This is a genomic window from Rhodomicrobium vannielii ATCC 17100, from assembly GCF_000166055.1.
GTDB lineage: Bacteria > Pseudomonadota > Alphaproteobacteria > Rhizobiales > Rhodomicrobiaceae > Rhodomicrobium > Rhodomicrobium vannielii.
The window spans coordinates 342,153-363,010 of record NC_014664.1 but is presented as its reverse complement, the minus strand read 5'-3'; the positions used below and the strand labels follow the sequence as shown (position 1 = coordinate 363,010).

Here is a 20,858-nt window from a genome sequence, read left to right as displayed (position 1 = left end):
TATCGGCTTTGCCGGGCAGCGCTTGGGTTATAGCTCTTTGCATCGCCTGCATTTCCGGCCCGGCGTCGGCCACGACGAAGTCCAATACACTTCACCATCGGTAGACAACGAAAACCCGGCGCAAAGGCCGGGTTTTTGCATTTCGGTGTCTCAAGCTGCGGAGCTTGCGGCTCCTTAGTTGTCCAGAAAGCTTCTCAGCTTTCTCGAGCGACTCGGATGCTTCAGCTTGCGCAGCGCCTTCGCCTCGATCTGGCGGATGCGTTCGCGTGTGACGGAGAACTGCTGACCGACCTCTTCCAGCGTGTGATCGGTGTTCATGCCGATGCCGAAGCGCATGCGCAACACGCGCTCCTCGCGCGGTGTGAGCGAGGCGAGCACGCGCGTCGTCGTTTCGCGCAGGTTCGACTGGATCGCGGCGTCGATCGGCAGGATCGCGTTCTTGTCCTCGATGAAGTCGCCGAGGTGGCTGTCTTCCTCGTCGCCGATGGGCGTTTCGAGGCTGATCGGCTCTTTCGCGATCTTGAGAACCTTCCGCACCTTTTCGAGCGGCATCGAAAGCTTCTCGGCCAGTTCTTCCGGCGTCGGTTCACGGCCAATTTCGTGCATCATCTGGCGAGACGTGCGCACGATCTTGTTGATCGTCTCGATCATGTGCACCGGAATGCGGATGGTGCGCGCCTGATCTGCGATAGAGCGTGTAATCGCCTGCCTGATCCACCACGTGGCGTAGGTCGAGAACTTGTAGCCGCGGCGGTATTCGAACTTGTCGACCGCTTTCATCAGGCCGATATTGCCTTCCTGAATAAGGTCGAGGAATTGCAGGCCGCGGTTCGTGTATTTCTTGGCGATAGAGATCACGAGGCGAAGATTTGCCTCGACCATTTCCTTCTTCGCCTGCCGGGCTTCCCGTTCGCCCTTTTGCACAATCTTAACGATGCGGCGAAACTCGGCGATATCGAGCCCGGTTTCGGTGGCAAGCGCGTAGATTTCCTGACGGATTTCATCGATGCGCTGGCGTTCTTTCTCGACGAACTTCTGCCAGCCCTTGCCCTTCAGGGTGCCGATGCGGTCGATCCAGTTCGGATCGAGTTCGCTGCCCTGATAGTAGGACAGGAATTCGTCGCGGCGGACGCCAAAACCATCGGCAAGGCGCAGAAGGCGGCCTTCATAGCCGATCAGGCGCTTGTTGATGTCGTAAAGCTGCTCGACCAGCGATTCGATACGCGCCGGGTTGAGCGACAGGCTCTTAACGTCCTGAATGACCGCGTCGCGAAGCCTGCGGGAGCGCTTCTCCTGCTGCGGCGACAGCGCGTCGTCGGCCAGCTTGCGCTCGACATGCTGATCCTGAAGCTTGCGCAGCTTCTTGTATTCGGTGGCGATGCGGTCGAAGGTTTCGAGCACCTTCGGCTTGAGTTCGGCCTCCATCGCCGCGAGCGACAGGCTGTTTTCGAGGTCGTCGTCGTCTTCCTCACCGCGGAATTCGGCGGTTTCGCCCTCGGGGCCGACGGCATCGGTTCCCTCGGGGCGGGCGTGACCGTTAGCGCCGTTGAGGCCTGTCACCCCGTTAGTTGCGCCGCCGCCGTTCGTGACAACGGGACGGGGGCCGCTTACGGGCTGCAGCTGCGGCTGCGGCTCGGGATCATACTCCTCTTCGGAGCCGTCGCCCTCCTCGGGACGCGAGAACGGACCGGAATATGTGGCTTCGAGGTCGATGATGTCGCGGAGAAGAATCTTCCCCTCGTTCAACTCATCGCGCCAGATGATGATGGCCTGGAAGGTCAGCGGGCTTTCGCAAAGGCCGCCGATCATGGCTTCGCGGCCAGCCTCAATGCGCTTCGCGATGGCGATTTCGCCTTCGCGCGACAAAAGCTCGACGGAACCCATCTCGCGCAGATACATGCGCACGGGATCGTCGGTGCGTTCGCCCACCTCGGTGGACCGTTCCTGCTTGACCGGCAGATTGGCCGGTGCGGCGCGATCGTCTTCCTCGTCGTCGAGATGCTCGGCCGAAGCTTCTTCGACCTCTTCCGCGTCGACGACGTTGATGCCGAGGTCTGAGAACATCGTCATGATGTCCTCGATCTGGTCCGGGGAAACGTCCTCGGGCGGCATGACTTCGTTGATCTCGTCGTAGGTGACGTAACCGCGCGCCTTTGCGGTCTTGATCAGGCGTTTTACGGCGGCATCCAAAAGATCAAGAACCGGGCTGTCCGTGGATTCGGACGCTTGCGTCTCCTGGTCCTCGTTTTTTGTCGTCGCTGTTGCCATTATGCGCTCCAGAAATGCCGGGAAACGGGGCTCGCAAGGAGCTGCCACCCCGTCAGGGTATCGGGTCAATCTCGTTTTGTACGTTCAAGACGTATAGCGGTGCTCACTGGAGAGCTTGCGATTCTGATCGCCGAACCACTTAAAGAGATAAGCGGTTGTGCTTAATGCGCCGTTACTCATGAAGCTCGTTTTTCGCCCTGCCACGTGCCTCATATACTATCTGGTGAATGTTTGTGCCGCTCGCAATATAGGCGAGTTGATTAAGTCGACACAATTTCCACCTGCTGTTTCACGGCAATGAGCCGAACCGAATTTTCGTCGGACTGGTCGCTCATCCACTCACTCTCCGCCTCAAGCAGCGAACTGGGAACGCCTGCCTTGTCATGAAGCATCATGACATGACGCCAGCCCTCCTGGACCTGCTCTCTCTCTGCATCCGGCGCGAAGTGTGGATCAGCCTTGTGAGCGCACGCCTTATCCAGGCGCTCAAGCTCCGCCTCATAGCCCTCCTTTGAGAGGTGCTCTAACAATTTTTTGTTGTCAAGTGATTCATCAAACTGATGCACGGTTAACACAGCGTTGCGGATGCGGTTGCAATCCGGGTCGATAAACGGAATGCGAGCAATCTCTTCCATGTGCTCGTCGATCAGCCACGGATGGGCGAGAATGGCGCTGATTATGACCGCTTCCCGGGGTGCGGTGACAGGCGCTGTCGCCTGCGTAAGCGGACTGGAAAGAAGCTCGCTCGTGCGCTGCGGAAGCATGGAGCGGCCGCCGGCCGGAGCGCGTGGCTTGCGGGCGCCGCCGGTCGGCGCGAGCATTGAGCGCGCCCGCCAACTCTCGGCATCGGGGCGCGGACGCGGCAGGCCGCCGCTCTTGTGGCCGATGCCGCGAAGCCTTTCGCGAAACCCCGCCATATAATGGAAGCGAAGGCTCTTGTGCTCGATCTTCTGTGCGGCCTCCGTGAGGCGCGCCTCGAAGCTCGCGCGCTGTTCGGGCGTGTCGAGGGCGTGCTTTTCGGCCTCGCGCGACCAGAGCACATCGATAAACGGCAGCGGTTCGGCCAGAAGCTTCGCCAGCGCATCCCTTGCGCCGCCAGACACCATATCGTCGGGGTCGCGGCCTTCGGGCAGGAAGGCAAATTGCAGCGACCGCCCCGGTTCGAGGAACGGGAGCGCTGTGTCGAGCGCGCGATGCGCGGCCTTGCGGCCAGCCGAATCGCCATCGAAGCAGAGCGTCGGTAGCGGCGACATCGCCCATAAAAGCCGAAGCTGATCGGCGGTGAGCGCGGTGCCGAGCGGCGCGACCGCGTTCGGGAAGCCACCACGGGCCAGCGCGATCACGTCCATGTAGCCTTCGGCAAGGATCACGGCACGCTCGACCTTCGACGCGTCGCGCGCGGCGGCGTGATTGAACAGCACATGGCCCTTGTGAAAGAGCAGCGTCTCGGGCGAGTTCAGGTATTTCGGCTGTTGGTCGGGTTGCAGCGCGCGACCGCCGAACGCGATCACGCGGCGCTTCGCGTCGGTGATCGGGAATATGAGGCGGCCACGAAAACGGTCGTAGGGAACCGGGATATCTTCGCCGTGGATGAGGAGCCCGGCGTCCTCCATCTCCGCGAGCGTAAAGCCCTTGGCCGAAAGATGCTGCTTCAGGCGCGTTTTGGAGTCGGGCGCATAGCCGAGCCGAAACGCCGCGACCTCAGCCGCGCCGACGCCGCGCTTTTCGAGATAGGCGCGCGCCGCCATTCCGTCGAGGCTCGCCAGCGCCACCTCGAAAAAGCGGCACGTCTCCTCAAGCGCGGCACGGACGCGGCTTTCGTGGCTCTCCTTGACGGCGTCCACCGGCTCGGGCTCGGGGAGCATCACGCCCGCTTCGGCCGCGAGCCGCTCCACCGCTTCGGGGAAGGATAGTCCTTCGACCTTCATCAGGAATGTGAAGACATCGCCATGCTCGCCCGTCGCGAAGCAATGATAGAAGCCCTTGTGGTCGTTCACCGTAAAGGAAGGCGAGCGCTCGGTCTTGAACGGCGACAGCCCGATATATTCGCGGCCCTGCCGCTTCAGCTTCACGCGCCGCTCCACGACGCGGCTGACGGGCAGACGGCTTCGGATTTCGTCGAGCAAATCGGGCGGATAACGCATCTACGGGGCCTCACAGCGCATTCTGGTCTCAACGCCGCGGCGCAGAACGGTTACGCTCCGCAGCAATTATGGATCGATTCGCGCGGGGGCTCCCTTGTTTGCGCGACAAGGGGCTGACTTTTGCGCGATATCCTCCATATTGCACGCGTTGAAAGATGGTTGGTTCCATGATTTTCCTGGCGATAGGGCTTCTGGCCGTCAGTCTCGCGCTTTACCTGCTGACCGGCGACGGCGACACCATCGCTGGTCTTCCGCGGGATGAATTTCCGCGCGTCGCGGCACTCCTTGCACTTCTCATCTTCCTGATGGCCGGCGTCACACGGCTCACTGCCGGACGCGTGGCCGAAGCGCTGAAGGCGCTCGGAAGCTGGGCGGCGATCTTCCTCGTCGTCATCTCTCTTTATACCTATCGCACCGAAATTGGCGAGGTGCGCGATCGCGTCGTCGAAGAACTCAACCCCGGCACGGTACAAACGGTTTCGCCGGGCATGGAAGGCTCGGGCAAGGGCGCCGTCGTGTCGGTCAAGCGGCAGGGCGACGGCCATTTCATCGCCAAGGTGCAGGTGAATGGCAAGGCCGTGCGCATGATTGTCGACACGGGCGCGTCCACGGTCGTGCTTCGCCCGGAGGACGCACGCCGCGCGGGCATCCTCATCAGCGCGCTCGACTACACGGTGCCGGTCGATACGGCGAACGGTCGCGCATTCGCAGCGCGCGTGAAGCTCGACAAGGTTTCGCTCGGCGCGGTGACGCTCGAAAAGGTTGATGCGCTGATTACGCGCCCCGGAGCGCTGCATCAGAGCCTTCTCGGTATGAGTTTTTTAAGCCGATTGCGGTCATATGAATTCTCAGGGAACAGGCTCGTGATGAAGAGTTAAAGCGACACTTTTCATCGCGGCGCTCGTCACACGGGGAATGGTAGCCGCCGATGGAAAGCCGGTCGATTCAGCGATTGATCGCGAAGGAACTGCTCGTCTGGTCGGTTGCGTTGGTCGGTGCCTACGCCACCTTCCACTCCTTCGAGCCGCTTTACGAGCGCGTTCGGCAGGCAGCCACCGATGCCGGATTTTCGCATCTTTTCAGCTTCGAGCAGACTTCGCCGGGCGTGTCCCGCTTCAACACCCGCGTGCTCACGGCCTCGTCCCTTCCCTTGCGCGGTACGATCAACGCGGGCCAGACCGATCAGGCCTCGACGGCGCGCAAGGTCGTGCTGAGCGCCAACGATTACGGCCATTTTCACGCGCTGGCGGCCATTCGAGGCCAGCAGGTCGAGTTCATGACGGACACAGGCGCGACCTATGTTGCGCTGTCGTATGAGACGGCGCAGAAGCTTGGCCTTCAGCCGCAGTCCCTGCGGTTCAACGGTCGGTCCACCACCGCGAACGGTGTGGCGCGCGTGGCGTCGGTAACGCTCGATCAGGTGCGCATCGGCGACATCACCGTGCGCGACGTGCAGGCGGTGGTCGCGGAGCCGGGCCGCATGGCGCAGAACCTCCTCGGCATGAGCTTCATCAAGCAGCTCTCCGGCTTCGAGCTGAACGGCTCCAAGCTGACGATGATCGAGTAGCGCGAACGCGGCTTCCGCTCTCCGATTGCGAAAATGTCGCAGCAGAGTGCCAGCGAAGAAAATTTTTGCATCGCGAAGCTGATTCCGTCGATAGGCCAGACCCTTGGCGACGCAAGCGATGCGTGCGGTTGCGCAGTCATGCAGCTTATGCATGCGAACCCTGACTCGCGCCGCATTGCTGCGCGTCATGGACGGGCCTACATCCTTCGTCTAATCCCGAAAGAAGGGTTGGAGCATCGGGCGTTTTATAAACGCGCCGCACCGCTCCGGCTTCTCGCTTTCGGCGCTGATCCGCGTTCGACGGTGCGAATTTCGACGCGGATCGATCCAGCCCCTGAAAGGAGCGCCCCCATGGCAAGGACCGCTGGCGCATTCAACATTTACTCTCTCCCGAGCAAGGGCCATCACGACCGCATCGATGTCGCGAAGACGCTGCGGAGCACCGCGCGTCGCGTGGCGGAGTTCGTGCGCGGCGACAGAGCGCGTGACGCCGAGAGTTTCATCCGGCAGCGCGGCGGCGTGATGAGCGACGATGTCGAGCGCGAACTCATCAAGCGCTACGGCTCGATGTAGAAAGGCGGCGCGCCTTCGGGCGCGCATGCCGTCACGCGTCGCCGCTTGATGCTCGTTCCGTTGCCCGACGCTCGCTGATCGCGCCTACGAGGCTCGCGAGCAGCACGGCGAAGATGCCCGTCACGAAAATGCCGTCAAACGTCCCTGCCCCGCCGATTGATGCCACCGGCGTGCCGATCTTCTGTATTTCGTCGAGATTGAAGAGGTCCGCGCCGATCAGCGTGCCGAGACTGCCGCTTACATAGGCAACGGCGGGTGCCTTGTTCCACGCGACGATCAGCGCGGCGGCGCAGGCGAACAGCGGCGGAATGAAGATCGGGATCATGATGCCAGCCCCCGGCACCGGTTCGGCGACCATGTAACACACGGCGCTGACGATGGCCGTCGCGACGATGCTCGGCAGCCAGATCTTGTTCACCGCGAGAAGATAGAGCGACAACAGGATCGGAATGACCGCGCCGCCGATGTTGATGGCGATGATCGTTCCGGGCCAGTCAACCTCCCTCGGCAGGACCACTTCCATACCGAAGAAGTCCACATACTGGCGCACGACCACCGTCTCGTCGGGAAAATGCGCGAGCGGAATGTTGACGTAAGATCCTGCGAGGCTCGCCAGCAGCAGAAGGATGGCCGACAGCGGCGTGATGCCGAGACGCGTATAGACGTAACGGATCAGGCCGATCTTGACGAGAACGCCGAGGACGAGAAGCGCGCCCATCAGCGCGATGTAAAGTCCGCTGGAGACCGGCAGGTAATCGAGATGGCTCGAAAGCATGGCGTCTTCCTCGCGGTGACAGCCGGCAGGAGACCCGCACGGCCTTTCAAGAAACATACGGGGCGACGATCTCGATCCGTCGACGCCCTGAAATCCGTGCGCGGACGACACGCTTCAACGCTGGGCGCATTCGGCGAAACGCCCGCGATCTCCCGCGATGCTAAGCGACGGGGTTGAGAAAACCGTTTACAGCGTTGTACACATAGAGGCGGCAAGACCCCGCTCTCTCGACTAGTGGAGCGAATTTGACATTTGAGTCCCGGTTGCAGCGAGCTCTCGCTCAAATGCCAAATTCAAAAGCTCCACTAAAATCAACAAGTTGCTAGTGGTCCTTGTGATTCCGACATTTGCTCACGAGGTGCTGCGAACGGATGCAAATGTCGGAATCGGACCACTAGATCTTGCGAATATTTTGAATGGGCGCGCTTTCGTTTCGTGAAACTGTCCTGAATGTGGAGTAGCTTCGTCGCGAGTACAGGAAGACCGCAGGTTCGCATGCAAGAAAAGGTGATGCTTCCCCAGGAAGCGAAAACGCAAGCTCCCGGGCGCATCGCGCACCATTTCCGCGAAATCGTGCTTTGGCCGCTCCAGATCATCACCTCGGGTGAGAAAAGCGGGTTCGGCGGCTGCGGCGCGCTGTTCGACCTGGAATGCGAGGGCACGCCGTGGCGCTCCGCCGGTCCGTTTGGCGGCGATCATTTCGAAGAGCGCCATTACCGCGAGTTCATTTCGTTCCTTCCGCATGCGCAGCGCTTTCTATATGGCGACGCGCCGGATGCCGGGCGCAAGAACCCCGGCGATCTGCCCATGAAGGTCTACCGGCGCTGCGATATCAAGAAGGTGCGCATCACGACGGAGCGCGGCGCCACGCCGGTCATCTGCGACGTCTCGCATATCGATCTGTATTTCTTCTATGAGGTGAACACAGCCATTCTCGTCTGCGAGATCGGGGCAGAGAATATCCCGCTCGAAATTGCGCAGGGCATTACGCAAACCTTCGGGCGAGCCTATCCGGCCGGATGGACGAGGGACGGCCAGCCCGTGCATTGCGCAGCCCGCGTCGAGTGGCTCGATGACAACGACGCCGTGCTTTGCGCCTCGGATTACGAGGATCGCGAGCGCTATATCGACTTCGTCGGCACGCGCCGCTCGCCCTGCATCGCCCGACATTGGGAATTCGTGCTGTCACCGATCGTGAACGCGGCGTCGAGCGACACGGGCCGTCTCAGGTTTCGCGAGATTGAATATTACCGCATGCCGGTGATGACCTACATCACGCTGCCCTCGCTCGACGTGCTGACGAAGCGCGATTACATCGCGTTGACGCTCGCCACGCGGCCGTCAAAGACCGGCATCATGCCCTATTCCAAGCGCTTCGTGCAGAAGTTCGAGGCCAATCACGTCTATGACCGCATGTATTCGGGCGGCCTCGATGCGCCGGAACTCGAAACGCGATTCCTCACCTCCGGCGAAGCCTTCGCCATCGTCTCGGCGGGCGACAATCCGAGCCTGACCGACGACCAGCGCGGCCTCTTGAGCCAGTTCCGGCACCAGTATTTCCGGCTGTTTCTCGTCGCCCACTTTCACAAGGCGTCGCTCCTGATGATCTCGGATCAGCTCGTTGCGACGCTGAAGCGGCTCGATCCGTCCAAACCCGATTCGCGGATGGCGTTTCGCGACGAGACGCTGCTGTTGCAGGAGAATTTCCTGCGCTTCTCGCAACGCTATTTCTTCACGGAGCTTTCCGGCCGCGCCCATGTCCGCGACCTGTTCCGCATGCTGCGCAAACATCTCGCCATCGACGCGCTTTTCGCCGAGGTCCGGAGCGAACTGTTCGATCTGGTGAAGTATCTCGACAGTAACGCTCTGCGCAAACAGAACGCCTCGATGCACCGGCTTACGGTCGTCACCACGGTTGGCCTGATCGGCACAATCGTGACGGGCTTCCTCGGCATGAACCTGATCGCTTATGCCGAAGAGCCCATGTCTTTCAGGGTCGAATATTTCATCGCCGTGCTGGTCGCGGTCACGATATTCGTTGGCCTCACCATTATCTATTCGAGACGCTTGACCGATCTCTTCGACAGGCTGTCCGGCGAGAACCAGCGTGACCGCGAGGAGCCGCCGTTCTAGCACTTCAATCTAGTCGAGGCCGAAGCACGCCCGAAGGAAACGCCCCGCCGCGAGGAGGCCCTGCCCGTCGATGCCGTGACCGAGGCCGGGGCGGATCTGCCATTGGACCGGCACGCCGACAGCTGCCAGCGTCTCGCGCGCCAGATGGATCGCGGCGACGGGGATAACTTCGTCGGCCGAACCGTGGAGAAGCAGAACCGGCGGCTTCGCCTTGATTTCGCTTTCAAGCCGCGTCGCGCCCGCGAGGTGACCCGAAAAAGCGACGATGCCCGCCACCGGCTCCGGCAGGCGCAGCCCCGTTTGCAGCGCCATCATCGTGCCCTGGCTGAATCCGACGAGCGCCACTTTCGACAGCGGCAGCCCGGCCTTCCTCGCCTCGTCCTCGATAAAGGCAGCAAGCGCGGGCTCCGCGCTCAAAACGCCCTCTTCCCATTCGCGCTCGCTTCGCGTCGAAAGCGAGAACCATTGCCGCCCGCCGAAATAGCCGGGGATCGTTTCCGGCGCATCGGGCGAAACGAAGGCGGTGTCCGGCAGAAGCGGCGCCCATTCGCGGCCAAGGCCGATGAGGTCATTTCCGTCGGCGCCGTAGCCGTGCAGGAAAATCACGAGTTGCTTCGCCTCGCCGCCCGAAGCGGGGGCAAGGCGAGGGCCGTCGAGAAGAGCGGGCATAGCGTCTCCGGAAGCTTTGATCGATTATGCGGTTTCGGCGGGCGTCAGCGCCTTGATGGCGAGTGCGTGGACTGGCCCGGCAAGTTCCTCGGCAAGCGCGGCGTTCACCGCGCGATGACGTTCGAGCGAGCTTTTTCCCTCGAAGGCGCTCGACACGATGCGCACGCGAAAATGCGTGTCCCCGGATGGACCGGCGCGCCCTTGCTGCTCGACATGATGAGCATGCTTGCCGGATTCGTTTTCAATGGCGAGAACCGTCGGAAGAAAGGCTTTTTCCAGTTTCTCACGGATAGACTTTTCGACGGACATCGAACCCTCCAGCCTCAAATACGCGGGCGCTTTTCTTGCTACAATTTACGAGGCACGATTTGGCGTTCTGTCAAGACCTTGTAAGGAGTTGCCGGTGGCCGCATACTGTGGTTGAGGGTGGATGCGAAGCCGGAAGCGTCCGCACGATAAACTTGGTTCCGGCAGGTGACACTCGTTTCCGCATGAAGCTCGATTCGAAATATTTCGACAGCATCCGCGTGACCAAGGGGCGTGGGCGCTCGCGCGCAGAAAAGCCCGCCGCCGCCGCTCCGCGCGCTTGTCAATGGCGCGGGTGCACCAAACCTGGACTGCACAAGGCTCCAAAGGGCCGTGATGCGGAGGGGGAATATTACCTTTTCTGCCGCGACCACGTGGTCGAATACAACAAGACCTACGACTATTTCGCGGGCATGAAAGACGAAGAGGTGGCGGACTTCCAGAAGTCGGCGGCCACCGGTCATCGCCCCACCTGGTCGATGGGCGTGCACGGTCACGACGCGCCGGAGCTTCACGCCGCCCGTGATGCAGCCGCCGCTGCCGCTGCGGCGACAGCCGCCAACGATCCGTTTGAACTCCTGAAGCGGGTGCGCGGGCGGGAGCAGGCGCGGTCTGCCGAAGCCGTCAAGCAACGCCGCGCGGTGTCCAAAGGCGCGCTGAAACATCTTCATTCGCTCAATCTTGACGAGACAGCCTCATCCGACGACATCAAGATTCAGTTCAAAGCGCTTGTAAAACTTCATCATCCCGACCACAACGGCGGGGATCGCAGTTCCGAGGATCGCTTCCGCGAAGTGCTCGCAGCCTATAATTATCTGAAGCAGTCCGGTCTCGTTCGCTAGTCGACTTACTGGCGGGCGGCCCGACCGGACGCAAGCCGGGGAAGCGCTGGCACCAAAACAATCCCGAGGGGAAGCCATGACCAACGGTGAAGCAGGCCTGGCGGGCCTGCCCGACATGAAAGTCTCTGTCCGTCAGGTGTTCGGCATCGACAGCGCGATGGAGGTTCCGGCCTATTCTCAGTCGTCCGAATATGTGCCGGATCTCGATACGGACTATCTGTTCAACCGCGAGACGACACTCGCGATCCTTGCGGGCTTTGCCTACAACCGCCGCGTGATGATCCAGGGCTATCACGGCACCGGCAAGTCGACGCATATCGAACAGATCGCGGCGCGGCTGAACTGGCCATGCGTGCGCATCAACCTCGATAGCCATGTGAGCCGCATCGATCTCGTCGGCAAGGACGCGATCGTGGTGCGCGACGGCCAGCAGATCACGGAATTCCGCGAGGGTATCCTGCCGTGGGCGCTGCAATCAAACACCGCGCTCGTGTTCGACGAATATGATGCGGGCCGCCCGGACGTGATGTTCGTGATCCAGCGCGTGCTCGAAGTGTCCGGCAAGCTGACGCTGCTCGACCAGAGCCGCGTGATCCGCCCGCATCCGGCCTTCCGCCTGTTCGCCACGACAAACACCATCGGTCTCGGCGACACGTCGGGCCTCTATCACGGCACGCAGCAGATCAACCAGGGCCAGATGGACCGCTGGTCGATTGTCGCCACGCTGAATTATCTGCCCTACGAGGACGAGCTGAATATCGTGGTCGCCAAGGCGAAAGGGTATGAGACCGACGTGGGCCGCCGCGCGGTCGGCAACATGGTGCGCGTCGCGGAACTGACGCGCACGGCTTTCGTGAATGGCGACCTCTCCACCGTCATGAGCCCGCGCACGGTCATCACCTGGGCCGAAAACGCGACGATCTTCGGCGATGTCGGCTTCGCTTTCACGCTGAGCTTCCTCAACAAATGCGACGAGCTGGAGCGCGGTCTTGTGGCCGAGTTCTATCAGCGCTGCTTCGGCGAGGAACTGCCAGCGTCGACGGCCAATATCGCGCTAAGCTGAGCAAGTGGCCGCAGCGGCGGGCATCCGAGCCGCGCGCGAAGCTACAATCCGGGAAGCGGCACGCCGCTTTCCGGCAAGACCGATGAAGCGCCCCGAAGGCTAGGCCCCATGCCGAACACCCCGAGAAAAAAGGCCGACCCGACCCAGCCGTTCAAGCAGGCTGTTTCGCTCGCGACGCGCTCGCTGGCGGAGAACAATTCCGTAAACGTCACGTTCGGCCCCGAGACGCCCGGCTACGACGGCAAGACGGTGCGCCTGCCGCTGCCGAGCCGCGCGATCACGAAAAAAGAAATCGCGATCATTCGCGGCTATTCGGACTCGCTCGCGCTCATGATCTCGGCGCATGACGAGAAGCTGCACAACGCCTACGCGCCGCCGTCCGGAGAGGCCCGGTCGGCCTATAACGCGATGGAACGCGCGCGAGTGGAGGCGCTGGGGTCGCTCCGCATGAGGGGCGTGGCCAAGAACCTTGACGCAAAGCTCGCCGCGATCTACGAGCGTTTCCCGGATCGTGACGTCGACCGGCAGGACGCGCCGCTCGCCGATGCTCTGGCGCTCATGGTGCGCGAACGGCTCACGGGCCAGAAGCCGCCGCGCGGTGCGAACGGCATCGTCAATGTGTGGCGCGACTGGGTGAACGAGCGCGCGGGGAACATCCTCGACCGCGCCGACGACACCGTCGCCGATCAGGCCGCCTTCGCGAAGCTGACGCGCGATGTGCTCGTCGCCCTGCAATTGATGGAAGCTCCCGTCGAAGACCCGGAGACGGAGCAAAGCGCCGACGCGGACGAGCAGAAGAACGAAGATAATCCCGGCGAAAGCTCGCAGGAAGAAAGCGATCAAAGCTCGCAAGCATCCGAGGCGCAGGCCGACGACGCGGAAGGCTCGGACGCCGACGACGACGCCGACGCGGCCGACATCACCGAGAAGGACTACAAGCCGTCCGAGACGGAAGGCAAGGAGCAGCCGCATTCCTCACGGCGGCCCAACACGTCCGTGCTCGATGCGCCGGGAGACTTCGGCTACAAGGTCTACACGCGGCAGTTCGACGAGTTCGTGACCGCCGAATCACTGTGCGACGCCGATGAACTCGAACGCCTGCGCGCCTTCCTCGACAAGCAACTCGCGGTGATACAGGTCGCTGTGAGCCGCCTCGCGAACCGCCTCCAGCGTCGCCTCCTCGCGCAGCAGAACCGCTCGTGGGCCTTCGACCTCGAAGAGGGCATCCTCGACACCGCGAAGCTGTCGCGCGTCGTCACCGACCGCTTCCAGCCGCTCTCCTTCAAGATGGAGCGCGACACGGAGTTCCGCGACACGGTCGTGACGCTCCTCATCGACAATTCCGGCTCGATGCGCGGGCGGCCGATCATGGTCGCGGCGTGCTGCGCCGACATCCTCGCGCGCACACTGGAGCGTTGCGGCGTGAAGGTGGAAATCCTCGGCTTCACGACGCGGCAATGGAAGGGCGGACAGGCCCGCGAGCAGTGGCTCGCCGCCGGCAAGCAGCCGCAGCCCGGCCGCCTGAACGACCTGCGCCACATCATCTACAAGGCGGCGGATATGCCTTGGCGGCGCGCGCGGCGCAATCTCGGCCTGATGATGCGCGAGGGGCTGTTGAAGGAGAACATCGACGGCGAGGCTCTGACCTGGGCGCATGCTCGCATGCTGGCGCGGCCGGAACAGCGGCGCATCCTTATGATGATCTCGGACGGCGCGCCGGTCGACGATTCGACGCTTTCGGTGAACACGGGCACCTATCTTGAGAAGCATCTCCGGCAGGTGATCTACGAAATCGAGACGCGCTCGTCCGTGGAACTCATCGCCATCGGCATCGGCCACGACGTGACGCGCTATTATCGCCGCGCGGTGACGATCTCGGACGCTGAGGAACTTGCGGGCGCGATGACGGAGAAGCTGGCGGAGTTGTTCGCCGAGCGCGGCCGCAGTCTCGGTCGGCGCGGCAAGTTCCATTAGATCGGCCTGCGTTTAATCGGACTCGACTTGACGCGGAGAAGCTGCTTAAAGCGTCGAACGCAGCCTTAAGTTGCGCCAGATGGGGATAACCAGCTTGACGCGAGCCACACGCAAGCATCATTCCCGACCATGAGCCCCAAGACCACAAGGGGGCCACATGACCGACATTGCCGCTACGCTGGACGCCTCGGCGACGATCGCTGCTACGGGGCAACATTTTAAACCTTTCAAGCCGCATCGCTGGACGGCGCAAAATTCGCCGGCGGCGCTCAGGCTCGTGCCGGACCGCGAAGGCGTCCCCGTCATTCCGCGCGACGATCTCGATTTTCTGCTCAACGCAAGCGCCCGCGATCTTCTGATCTGGCGATATGATCCGCGCTTCCCTGTGGAACGGAGATGCGCCTATCCCGAGGCGGCGGGATACAGGCCGGATGAGTTGATCGCCTTTCTGAAGACGCGGCAGCCGCAGGATCAGGCGCGCGTTTGTCCGCTGCTGCCGCTCGGTCCGGTGAACGCGATGCGACGGGGGTGGTTCAGGCCGACGCGGCTGGAACTGCTCATCTCGGTGGGTGTCGCCGCAGTCAGCGCGATCCTGTCATTTCAAGGGATCATGGCCGTCGCGCTGTGAATCCGCCTGCGGAGCGCTATCGCACCTGATGAAAAAAGCGCCGCGCTTCTTTGTTGAAGCATGGTTTTGTCGCAAGCCCGGTTTGCGGATCATGCCACTTCGGACAGGCTGCCACTCTGAGGGCAGTAGCGCTTCAATGACGTTTAGCCCGCCACACGCAACGCTAATCGTTCGAGAGGTTGCCAGCCCATAAAAAAAGCCCCGGAAAGCTAGGCCTCCGGGGCATTTCTTGAGAAAAACCGCAACCAGGTACACAGGTCGACGAACGCCACCGGCTAATGGCTGAAAGACGGTGCCATTCGCTTAAGACCATGCGTTACAACAAGATAGACCGTTATCGTCCGTTTGATAAGTGTCATTCGTATTAAATTTTGAGGCCGGGCCAAAACGCTTGATCCGACCTCGCTCGCGCTACTCCGCCGCCTTGAGTTGCACGTCCTCCGGCGCGAGGCCCATTTTGGCCGCCACCCCGAGCCCATACTCAGGATCGACCCGGTAGAAGTGCACAACCTGCCGCTTCACGATCTCCACCGGCACGCCCTGCATGGCCTCCGCTATATTGCTGAACAGCCGCTCCCTCTGCTCGGCGTCGAACAGCCGGAACAGCGCCCGCGGCTGGCTGTAGTCGTCGTTGCCGACGCGGTGATTGTAGCGGTCCGCGTCGCCGGAGACTTTCAGCGGCGGCTCGCGATATTGCGGCGCTTCCACCGCGCCACCGAACGAGTTCGGCTCGTAAAAGGCATCGACATTGCCGGTCTGGCTGCCGAAGAACCGCATCGCGCCGTCCTTGTGATAGGTGTGCACGCCCGACTTCGGCGCATTCACCGGCAGCGCCTCGTAATGCGTGCCAAGGCGATAGCGGTGCGCATCCGCATAGGAGAACACGCGCGCTTGCAGCATCTTGTCGGGGCTGTGGCTGATGCCCGGCACAACGTTCGACGGCGAGAAAGCGAGTTGCTCGATCTCCGCGAAATAGTTGTCGGCATTGCGGTTCAGTTCGAGGATGCCGACCTCGATCAGCGGATAGTCGCCATGCGGCCACACCTTCGTCAGGTCGAACGGATTGTACGGCGTCTTGTCGGCGTCGGTCTCGGGCATGATCTGGACGAACAGCCGCCATTTCGGGAAGTCGCCACGATCGATCGTGCCGAACAGTTCGCGCTGATAGCTCTCGCGATCCTTGCCAACGATATCCTCCGCCTCGCCGTTCGTGAAATGGCGGTGGCCCTGCAGCGTCTTGAAGTGGAACTTCACCCAGAAGCGCTCATTTTGCGCGTTGATGAACGAATAGGTGTGCGAGCCGTAGCCGTTCATGAACATCGGCGCGACCGGAATACCGCGATCCGAGAACAGGATCGTCACCTGATGCAGGCTCTCGGGCGACAGCGACCAGAAATCCCACATCGCCGTCGGTGAGCGCAGGTTCGTCTGCGGATGGCGCTTCTGCGTGTGGATGAAGTCGGGAAACTTCAGCGCGTCGCGGATGAAGAACACGGGCGTGTTGTTGCCGGCCAGATCCCAGTTGCCCTCCTCGGTGTAGAATTTCACCGAGAAGCCGCGCACGTCGCGCTCGGCATCGGCGGCGCCGAGTTCGCCCGCCACCGTCGAGAAGCGCGCGATGATATCGGTCTTCTTGCCGATGTCGGAGAACACTTTCGCGCGGCTGTATTTCGTGATGTCGCTCGTCACGGTGAAGGTGCCGTGCGCGCCCCAGCCCTTCGCATGCACCACGCGTTCGGGAATGCGCTCGCGGTTCTGATGCGCGAGTTTTTCGAGGAGATGGACGTCCTGCAGCAACACCGGACCACGTTCGCCCGCCGTCAGCGAATTCTGATTGTCGGGAACCGGAGCGCCCGCCGTCGTCGTCAAAATGGGTTTGTCGGCCATTTATTTGCTTGCTCCCTGTTTAGAATGGCTCGAACTTAACCACATAGCGCAATCAGGGCTATTCGCATTATCTGAAGTTGCGATAAGATTACCTAATGGCAAATATCTCGCTGAAACAGCTTCGTTATTTCGATGCGTTGGCCCGGTCGCTCCATTTCGGGCGCGCGGCGGAGGCCTGCGCCGTGACGCAGCCCGCGCTTTCGATGCAAATTCAGGATCTGGAGCGCGAACTCGGCACCGTCCTGATCGAGCGGACGCGGACCGGCGCGAAGCTTACGCGCGAGGGCGAGGAAGCCGCTCGCCGCGTGGCATCGATCCTCGCCGCCGTTCGCGATCTGGAGGCATCCGCGCGGCAAGGCGACGCGCTTCTCTCCCACGCGCTCCGGCTCGGCGTCATCCCGACCATCGCGCCCTATGTGCTTCCGCGGCTTCTGCCCGTGCTTCGCGAGACCTATCCCGATCTCGACCTTGAGCTTCGCGAAAGCCAGACGCATCATCTCCTCGCCGACCTCGCGGGCGGGCGGCTTGACGCCGTGCTGCTGGCGTTGCCCGTCGATCTCCCGGACATCGAGACCCTGCCGCTGTTCGAAGACGAGTTTGTGTTCGCGTTGCCGGAAAGCCGCCCGGTGCCGGAGGGCGCGCTCGCCTCACCGGACATGTTCCTCAACGAGCGCATCCTTCTCCTTGAGGAAGGCCATTGCCTGCGCGATCAGGCGCTTAGCGTCTGTTCGCTGAACCGCGCGGGCAAACTCGACACGATGGGCACGACGAGCCTTTCGACGCTGGTGCAGATGGTTGCGGGCGGCTTCGGCGTGACGCTGCTGCCGCGCATGAGCCTCGACATTGAGGCGCGGTCCGGCGTGCGGCTGATGCGGTTCGCGCCGCCAATCCCGCATCGAACCATCGGGCTCGCCTGGCGGACATCCTCGCCGAAGAAGACGGATTTCCGCGAGCTTGGGCGCATCGTGACGGAGCTTGGCGGCGGTTAGCTTGACGCGGTCTTAGCCGCCATCGACGAGCCGCGCGATCTTGTCCGCCGTGTCCGAGCCCGGCGCGGGCGTATAGACCACCATGCGGAGGTCGGGGTCGCTCTCCACGATGAAGGCCGTGTATTCGAGCGACATCAGGCCCACCTTCGGGTGACGGACGGCCTTCACGCCCTCGCCGTGGTTGCGCACGTCGTGACGCGGCCACCACTGGTGAAACTCGGGGCTGAGCCGGTCGAGTTCGTCCACCAGTTCCAGAAAGCGCGGATCGTTTCCAGCGCGCGCGAAGTCGGCCCGGAAAATGGCGAGCGCCTTTTTCGCGTCGGCCTCCCAGTCGACCATCAGCGTGCGCCATGCGGGGTGCGCGAAGACGAGACGGATCGAGTTTCGCTCATGCGGCTCCATCGCGCCGTAATCGGCGAAGGTCAGCGCAACGGCGCGGTTCCAGCCGACAATGTCCCAGCGCTTGGTGCGGATATAGGCGGGCGAATAGGTGAGGCCGTCGAGCATGCGCTGGAGCGCGGCGGTGATCTCGCGCGGCCGCCATTCCGCCATGGCGGGCGGGCGGCCTTGCGCCAGAAGGAACAGGTGCTCTCGCTCGGCGCGATCGAGTCGGAGCGCTCGCGCGATGCCTTCGAGCGTCTGCGTGGAAACCTGAATTTCGCGCCCCTGTTCGAGCCATGTGTACCAGGTCACGCTGACGCCCGCGAGTTGCGCCACTTCCTCCCGGCGAAGGCCGGACGTGCGGCGGCGGCCTGCCGGAAAACCGCATTCCGCAGGGTTCAGTCGTCCGCGCCGCGATTGGAGAAAGTCGCCGAGCGGGCGGCGGTCATATCCTGCGTGGGCCAGTGACATGGCGTATCCGACATCCTGTTAGCGCCAATACCAGTATAATCTATGGTCTGGTAACATTATGCTGCACGGTTAATGTGGCGTCGAGGCATTTAACCAAAGGAAGCCTTCGATGGAAAAACGCAAACTCGGAACGCAGGGGTTGGAAGTGTCCGCGCTCGGGCTCGGCTGCATGGGCATGAGCTACGCCTATGGCGCTGGCGATGACGCTGAGAGCATCGCCGTGATCCAGCACGCGCTCGACCTCGGCATCACGCTGTTCGATACCGCCGAGATGTACGGGCCGTTCACGAACGAGGTGCTCGTCGGCAAGGCGCTGAAGGACCGCCGCGACGAGGCGATCATCGCAACGAAGTTCGGTTTCGTGATCGAGGAGGGTGTGCGCCAATACAAGGCCAACGGCCGTCCGGAGCACGCGAAGAAGGTGTGCGACGAGGCGCTGAAGCGTCTCGGCGTCGATCACATCGACCTCTATTATCAGCATCGCGTCGACCCGAATGTCCCGATCGAAGAGACGGTGGGCGCGATGGGCGATCTCGTCCGCGCGGGCAAGGTGCGGTTCCTCGGCCTGTCGGAAGCGTCGCCCGCAACGCTGCGCCGCGCGCACAAGGAATTCCCGATCTCGGCGCTGCAAAGCGAATATTCGATCTGGGAGCGCGGCGTCGAGGAGGGGGTGTTGGCGACCTGTCGTGAGCTTGGTATCGGCTTTGTGCCCTATAGCCCGCTCGGCAGAGGCTTCCTCACGGGCACGGCGAAGCGGGCGGAGGAGTACCCCGAGGGCGATTTCCGTCGCACGCAGCCGCGCTTCGAAGGCGAGAATTTCGACCGCAACATGAAGATTGTCGATGCAGTGAAGGCCATCGCGAAGACGCAGGGCGCGGCACCGGGACAGGTCGCGCTGGCGTGGCTTCTGGCGCAGGGGCCGGACATCGTGCCGATCCCCGGAACGAAGCGTCGGAAATATCTGGAAGAGAACGTCGATGCCGCGCGGCTGCATCTCAGCGCCGACGACCTTGCCGCGCTCGACGAAGCCGCACCACGCGGGGCAGCGTCAGGCGAACGCTATGGCAGCGCCGCTCTGCTCGATCTGCTCGACAAGTAGGGACAATGAAGGGAGCGCGCTCGCGCTCCCTTCATACCTATCAGGCGGCGGGATAAGGCGGCTGATGATAGCCCTTCGGGCTGTAGGTGAACACCTCGACGCCCGTTGCCGTCACGCCGACCGTGTGCTCGAACTGAGCCGACAGCGAGCGGTCGCGCGTGACCGCCGTCCATCCGTCGGACAGCATCTTCACATGCGGCTTGCCGAGATTGATCATCGGCTCGACCGTGAAGATCATGCCTTCTTCAAGCGTAACGCCCTCACCGGCTGTGCCGTAGTGCAGAATGTTCGGCTTGTCGTGGAAGACGCGACCGACGCCGTGTCCGCAGAAATCGCGCACCACGCTGCACCGCTCCGCTTCCGCAAATGATTGGATAGCGTACCCGATATCGCCGACATGCGCGCCCGGCTTGATGACCGCGATGCCGCGCATCATGGCTTCGTGCGTCACCTCGATCAGGCGCTCCGCCTTCCGCGCCACCTTGCCGACCGTATACATGCGGCTCGAATCGCCATGCCAACCGTCGAGGATCAGCGTCACGTCCACGTTGAGGATGTCGCCTTCGAGGAGGACGCGCGGACCGGGGATGCCGTGGCACACCACATGATTCAGCGATGTGCAGGTGGATTTCGTATAACCGCGATAGTTGAGCGTGGCAGGCACCGCGCCATGGTCCATAGCGAAGTCGAACACGAACTGGTCGATGGCATCGGTCGGGACGCCTGGCTTCACCATGTCCGCGATCTGATCGAGCGCGACCGCGCAAAGCTGCCCCGCCTTGTGCATCGCGACGAAAGCTTCCGGCCCATAAAGCCTGATCTTGCTGTCCTGTGCGAGCCTCACCGGCGCGCCGTAATCCGATCCGTTCATGCCAAGATCCCGCGCGCCCACGCGCTTGAAGGTCAACCGCACTTTTCGCGCTCAGCCTGTCTTCCGGCAAGCCGGGGGCGAAGCTACAGATGTGCAACCCGCAATATGGCAGGTGCCGCGCCGAGTCACAACACCTGATGGCCAGCCATCATCGTCGCGCATGGCTACGCGGCAGGCTCCGGCACATGCGCCGCGCCTTGGCGAACTGCGTGGTTTCC

The 20,858-nt window shown here is 62.4% G+C and carries 18 protein-coding genes; 10 read left to right on the top strand and 8 right to left on the bottom strand.

Annotated features, from left to right (window positions below):
- Window positions 1-174: 174 nt before the first annotated feature.
- Window positions 175-2,268, bottom strand: coding sequence for an RNA polymerase sigma factor RpoD (rpoD, locus tag RVAN_RS01550; protein ID WP_013418006.1), 2,094 nt, complete (start codon window positions 2,266-2,268; stop codon window positions 175-177).
- A 260-nt stretch (window positions 2,269-2,528) separates the two neighbouring features.
- Window positions 2,529-4,412, bottom strand: coding sequence for a DNA primase (dnaG, locus tag RVAN_RS01545; RefSeq protein WP_013418005.1), 1,884 nt, complete (start codon window positions 4,410-4,412; stop codon window positions 2,529-2,531).
- Between the two features lie 167 nt (window positions 4,413-4,579).
- Between dnaG and RVAN_RS01540 the strand changes: the two genes are divergently transcribed.
- The 3 genes from RVAN_RS01540 to RVAN_RS19960 all read left to right on the top strand — a co-directional run bounded on the left by RVAN_RS01540 (window position 4,580) and on the right by RVAN_RS19960 (window position 6,552).
- Window positions 4,580-5,290 carry a retropepsin-like aspartic protease family protein gene (locus RVAN_RS01540; protein ID WP_013418004.1) on the top strand — a complete coding sequence of 237 codons (711 nt, stop codon included), beginning with the start codon at window positions 4,580-4,582 and terminating at the stop codon, window positions 5,288-5,290.
- 50 nt (window positions 5,291-5,340) lie between these two features.
- Window positions 5,341-5,979, top strand: a complete 639-nt coding sequence (locus RVAN_RS18560; RefSeq protein ID WP_013418003.1) for a retropepsin-like aspartic protease family protein — start codon at window positions 5,341-5,343, stop codon at window positions 5,977-5,979.
- Between the two features lie 351 nt (window positions 5,980-6,330).
- A complete protein-coding gene (locus RVAN_RS19960; protein ID WP_013418002.1) occupies window positions 6,331-6,552 on the top strand; it encodes a hypothetical protein in 222 nt (73 codons plus the stop codon).
- Between the two features lie 31 nt (window positions 6,553-6,583).
- On the opposite strand, the gene RVAN_RS01525 is transcribed toward RVAN_RS19960, so the two are convergent.
- Entirely contained in the window at window positions 6,584-7,327 is a 744-nt protein-coding gene (locus RVAN_RS01525) for a DUF1614 domain-containing protein (RefSeq protein WP_013418001.1), read from the bottom strand.
- A 495-nt stretch (window positions 7,328-7,822) separates the two neighbouring features.
- Here RVAN_RS01525 and RVAN_RS01520 point away from each other — a divergent pair, with 495 nt between their 5' ends.
- On the top strand, window positions 7,823-9,460 hold the full coding sequence (locus RVAN_RS01520) for a CorA family divalent cation transporter (protein WP_013418000.1): 1,638 nt from the start codon (window positions 7,823-7,825) through the stop codon (window positions 9,458-9,460).
- Between the two features lie 9 nt (window positions 9,461-9,469).
- Here the strand turns inward: RVAN_RS01520 and RVAN_RS01515 are convergent, their stop codons facing one another.
- Both RVAN_RS01515 and RVAN_RS01510 read right to left on the bottom strand, forming a co-directional pair.
- Window positions 9,470-10,129, bottom strand: coding sequence for an alpha/beta hydrolase (locus tag RVAN_RS01515; protein WP_013417999.1), 660 nt, complete (start codon window positions 10,127-10,129; stop codon window positions 9,470-9,472).
- Between the two features lie 24 nt (window positions 10,130-10,153).
- A complete protein-coding gene (locus RVAN_RS01510) occupies window positions 10,154-10,438 on the bottom strand; it encodes a BolA family protein (RefSeq protein WP_013417998.1) in 285 nt (94 codons plus the stop codon).
- Window positions 10,439-10,620: 182 nt separating this feature from the next.
- On the opposite strand from RVAN_RS01510, the gene RVAN_RS01505 reads away from it, so the two are divergent.
- From RVAN_RS01505 to RVAN_RS01490, 4 genes are all read left to right on the top strand, one after another.
- The gene (locus RVAN_RS01505) at window positions 10,621-11,277 is read left to right on the top strand and encodes a DnaJ domain-containing protein (RefSeq protein WP_013417997.1); all 657 of its coding nucleotides are present in this window, start codon (window positions 10,621-10,623) and stop codon (window positions 11,275-11,277) included.
- Between the two features lie 76 nt (window positions 11,278-11,353).
- On the top strand, window positions 11,354-12,340 hold the full coding sequence (cobS, locus tag RVAN_RS01500; RefSeq protein ID WP_013417996.1) for a cobaltochelatase subunit CobS: 987 nt from the start codon (window positions 11,354-11,356) through the stop codon (window positions 12,338-12,340).
- Window positions 12,341-12,448: 108 nt separating this feature from the next.
- Entirely contained in the window at window positions 12,449-14,314 is a 1,866-nt protein-coding gene (gene cobT, locus RVAN_RS01495) for a cobaltochelatase subunit CobT (protein ID WP_013417995.1), read from the top strand.
- A gap of 157 nt (window positions 14,315-14,471) precedes the next feature.
- On the top strand, window positions 14,472-14,942 hold the full coding sequence (locus RVAN_RS01490) for a hypothetical protein (protein WP_013417994.1): 471 nt from the start codon (window positions 14,472-14,474) through the stop codon (window positions 14,940-14,942).
- A gap of 411 nt (window positions 14,943-15,353) precedes the next feature.
- On the opposite strand, the gene RVAN_RS01485 is transcribed toward RVAN_RS01490, so the two are convergent.
- Window positions 15,354-16,829 (bottom strand): catalase, encoded by a 1,476-nt coding sequence (locus RVAN_RS01485; RefSeq protein ID WP_013417993.1) that lies wholly within the window; start codon window positions 16,827-16,829, stop codon window positions 15,354-15,356.
- 95 nt (window positions 16,830-16,924) lie between these two features.
- On the opposite strand from RVAN_RS01485, the gene RVAN_RS01480 reads away from it, so the two are divergent.
- On the top strand, window positions 16,925-17,818 hold the full coding sequence (locus RVAN_RS01480) for a hydrogen peroxide-inducible genes activator (RefSeq protein WP_013417992.1): 894 nt from the start codon (window positions 16,925-16,927) through the stop codon (window positions 17,816-17,818).
- Window positions 17,819-17,830: 12 nt separating this feature from the next.
- Here RVAN_RS01480 and RVAN_RS01475 read toward each other — a convergent pair whose 3' ends face one another.
- Window positions 17,831-18,670 (bottom strand): helix-turn-helix transcriptional regulator, encoded by an 840-nt coding sequence (locus tag RVAN_RS01475; protein WP_013417991.1) that lies wholly within the window; start codon window positions 18,668-18,670, stop codon window positions 17,831-17,833.
- Window positions 18,671-18,779: 109 nt separating this feature from the next.
- Between RVAN_RS01475 and RVAN_RS01470 the strand changes: the two genes are divergently transcribed.
- Entirely contained in the window at window positions 18,780-19,769 is a 990-nt protein-coding gene (locus tag RVAN_RS01470) for an aldo/keto reductase (RefSeq protein WP_013417990.1), read from the top strand.
- A gap of 40 nt (window positions 19,770-19,809) precedes the next feature.
- On the opposite strand, the gene map is transcribed toward RVAN_RS01470, so the two are convergent.
- Window positions 19,810-20,640: a type I methionyl aminopeptidase gene (gene map, locus RVAN_RS01465; RefSeq protein ID WP_049779569.1), complete on the bottom strand. Its 831-nt coding sequence runs from the start codon at window positions 20,638-20,640 to the stop codon at window positions 19,810-19,812.
- Between the last annotated feature and the right edge of the window lie 218 nt (window positions 20,641-20,858).

What these genes read in the sequence shown, in the direction of transcription:
- RVAN_RS01485 (WP_013417993.1), bottom strand. Translation starts at nt 16,829, where the DNA reads ATGGCCGACAAACCCATTTTGACGACGACGGCGGGCGCTCCGGTTCCC.
- RVAN_RS01515 (WP_013417999.1), bottom strand. Translation starts at nt 10,129, where the DNA reads ATGCCCGCTCTTCTCGACGGCCCTCGCCTTGCCCCCGCTTCGGGCGGC.
- cobS (WP_013417996.1), top strand. Translation starts at nt 11,354, where the DNA reads ATGACCAACGGTGAAGCAGGCCTGGCGGGCCTGCCCGACATGAAAGTC.
- RVAN_RS01480 (WP_013417992.1), top strand. Translation starts at nt 16,925, where the DNA reads ATGGCAAATATCTCGCTGAAACAGCTTCGTTATTTCGATGCGTTGGCC.
- RVAN_RS01505 (WP_013417997.1), top strand. Translation starts at nt 10,621, where the DNA reads ATGAAGCTCGATTCGAAATATTTCGACAGCATCCGCGTGACCAAGGGG.
- RVAN_RS01520 (WP_013418000.1), top strand. Translation starts at nt 7,823, where the DNA reads ATGCAAGAAAAGGTGATGCTTCCCCAGGAAGCGAAAACGCAAGCTCCC.
- rpoD (WP_013418006.1), bottom strand. Translation starts at nt 2,268, where the DNA reads ATGGCAACAGCGACGACAAAAAACGAGGACCAGGAGACGCAAGCGTCC.
- RVAN_RS01490 (WP_013417994.1), top strand. Translation starts at nt 14,472, where the DNA reads ATGACCGACATTGCCGCTACGCTGGACGCCTCGGCGACGATCGCTGCT.
- dnaG (WP_013418005.1), bottom strand. Translation starts at nt 4,412, where the DNA reads ATGCGTTATCCGCCCGATTTGCTCGACGAAATCCGAAGCCGTCTGCCC.
- map (WP_049779569.1), bottom strand. Translation starts at nt 20,640, where the DNA reads ATGAACGGATCGGATTACGGCGCGCCGGTGAGGCTCGCACAGGACAGC.
- RVAN_RS01525 (WP_013418001.1), bottom strand. Translation starts at nt 7,327, where the DNA reads ATGCTTTCGAGCCATCTCGATTACCTGCCGGTCTCCAGCGGACTTTAC.
- RVAN_RS01470 (WP_013417990.1), top strand. Translation starts at nt 18,780, where the DNA reads ATGGAAAAACGCAAACTCGGAACGCAGGGGTTGGAAGTGTCCGCGCTC.
- cobT (WP_013417995.1), top strand. Translation starts at nt 12,449, where the DNA reads ATGCCGAACACCCCGAGAAAAAAGGCCGACCCGACCCAGCCGTTCAAG.
- RVAN_RS01540 (WP_013418004.1), top strand. Translation starts at nt 4,580, where the DNA reads ATGATTTTCCTGGCGATAGGGCTTCTGGCCGTCAGTCTCGCGCTTTAC.
- RVAN_RS19960 (WP_013418002.1), top strand. Translation starts at nt 6,331, where the DNA reads ATGGCAAGGACCGCTGGCGCATTCAACATTTACTCTCTCCCGAGCAAG.
- RVAN_RS18560 (WP_013418003.1), top strand. Translation starts at nt 5,341, where the DNA reads ATGGAAAGCCGGTCGATTCAGCGATTGATCGCGAAGGAACTGCTCGTC.
- RVAN_RS01475 (WP_013417991.1), bottom strand. Translation starts at nt 18,670, where the DNA reads ATGTCACTGGCCCACGCAGGATATGACCGCCGCCCGCTCGGCGACTTT.
- RVAN_RS01510 (WP_013417998.1), bottom strand. Translation starts at nt 10,438, where the DNA reads ATGTCCGTCGAAAAGTCTATCCGTGAGAAACTGGAAAAAGCCTTTCTT.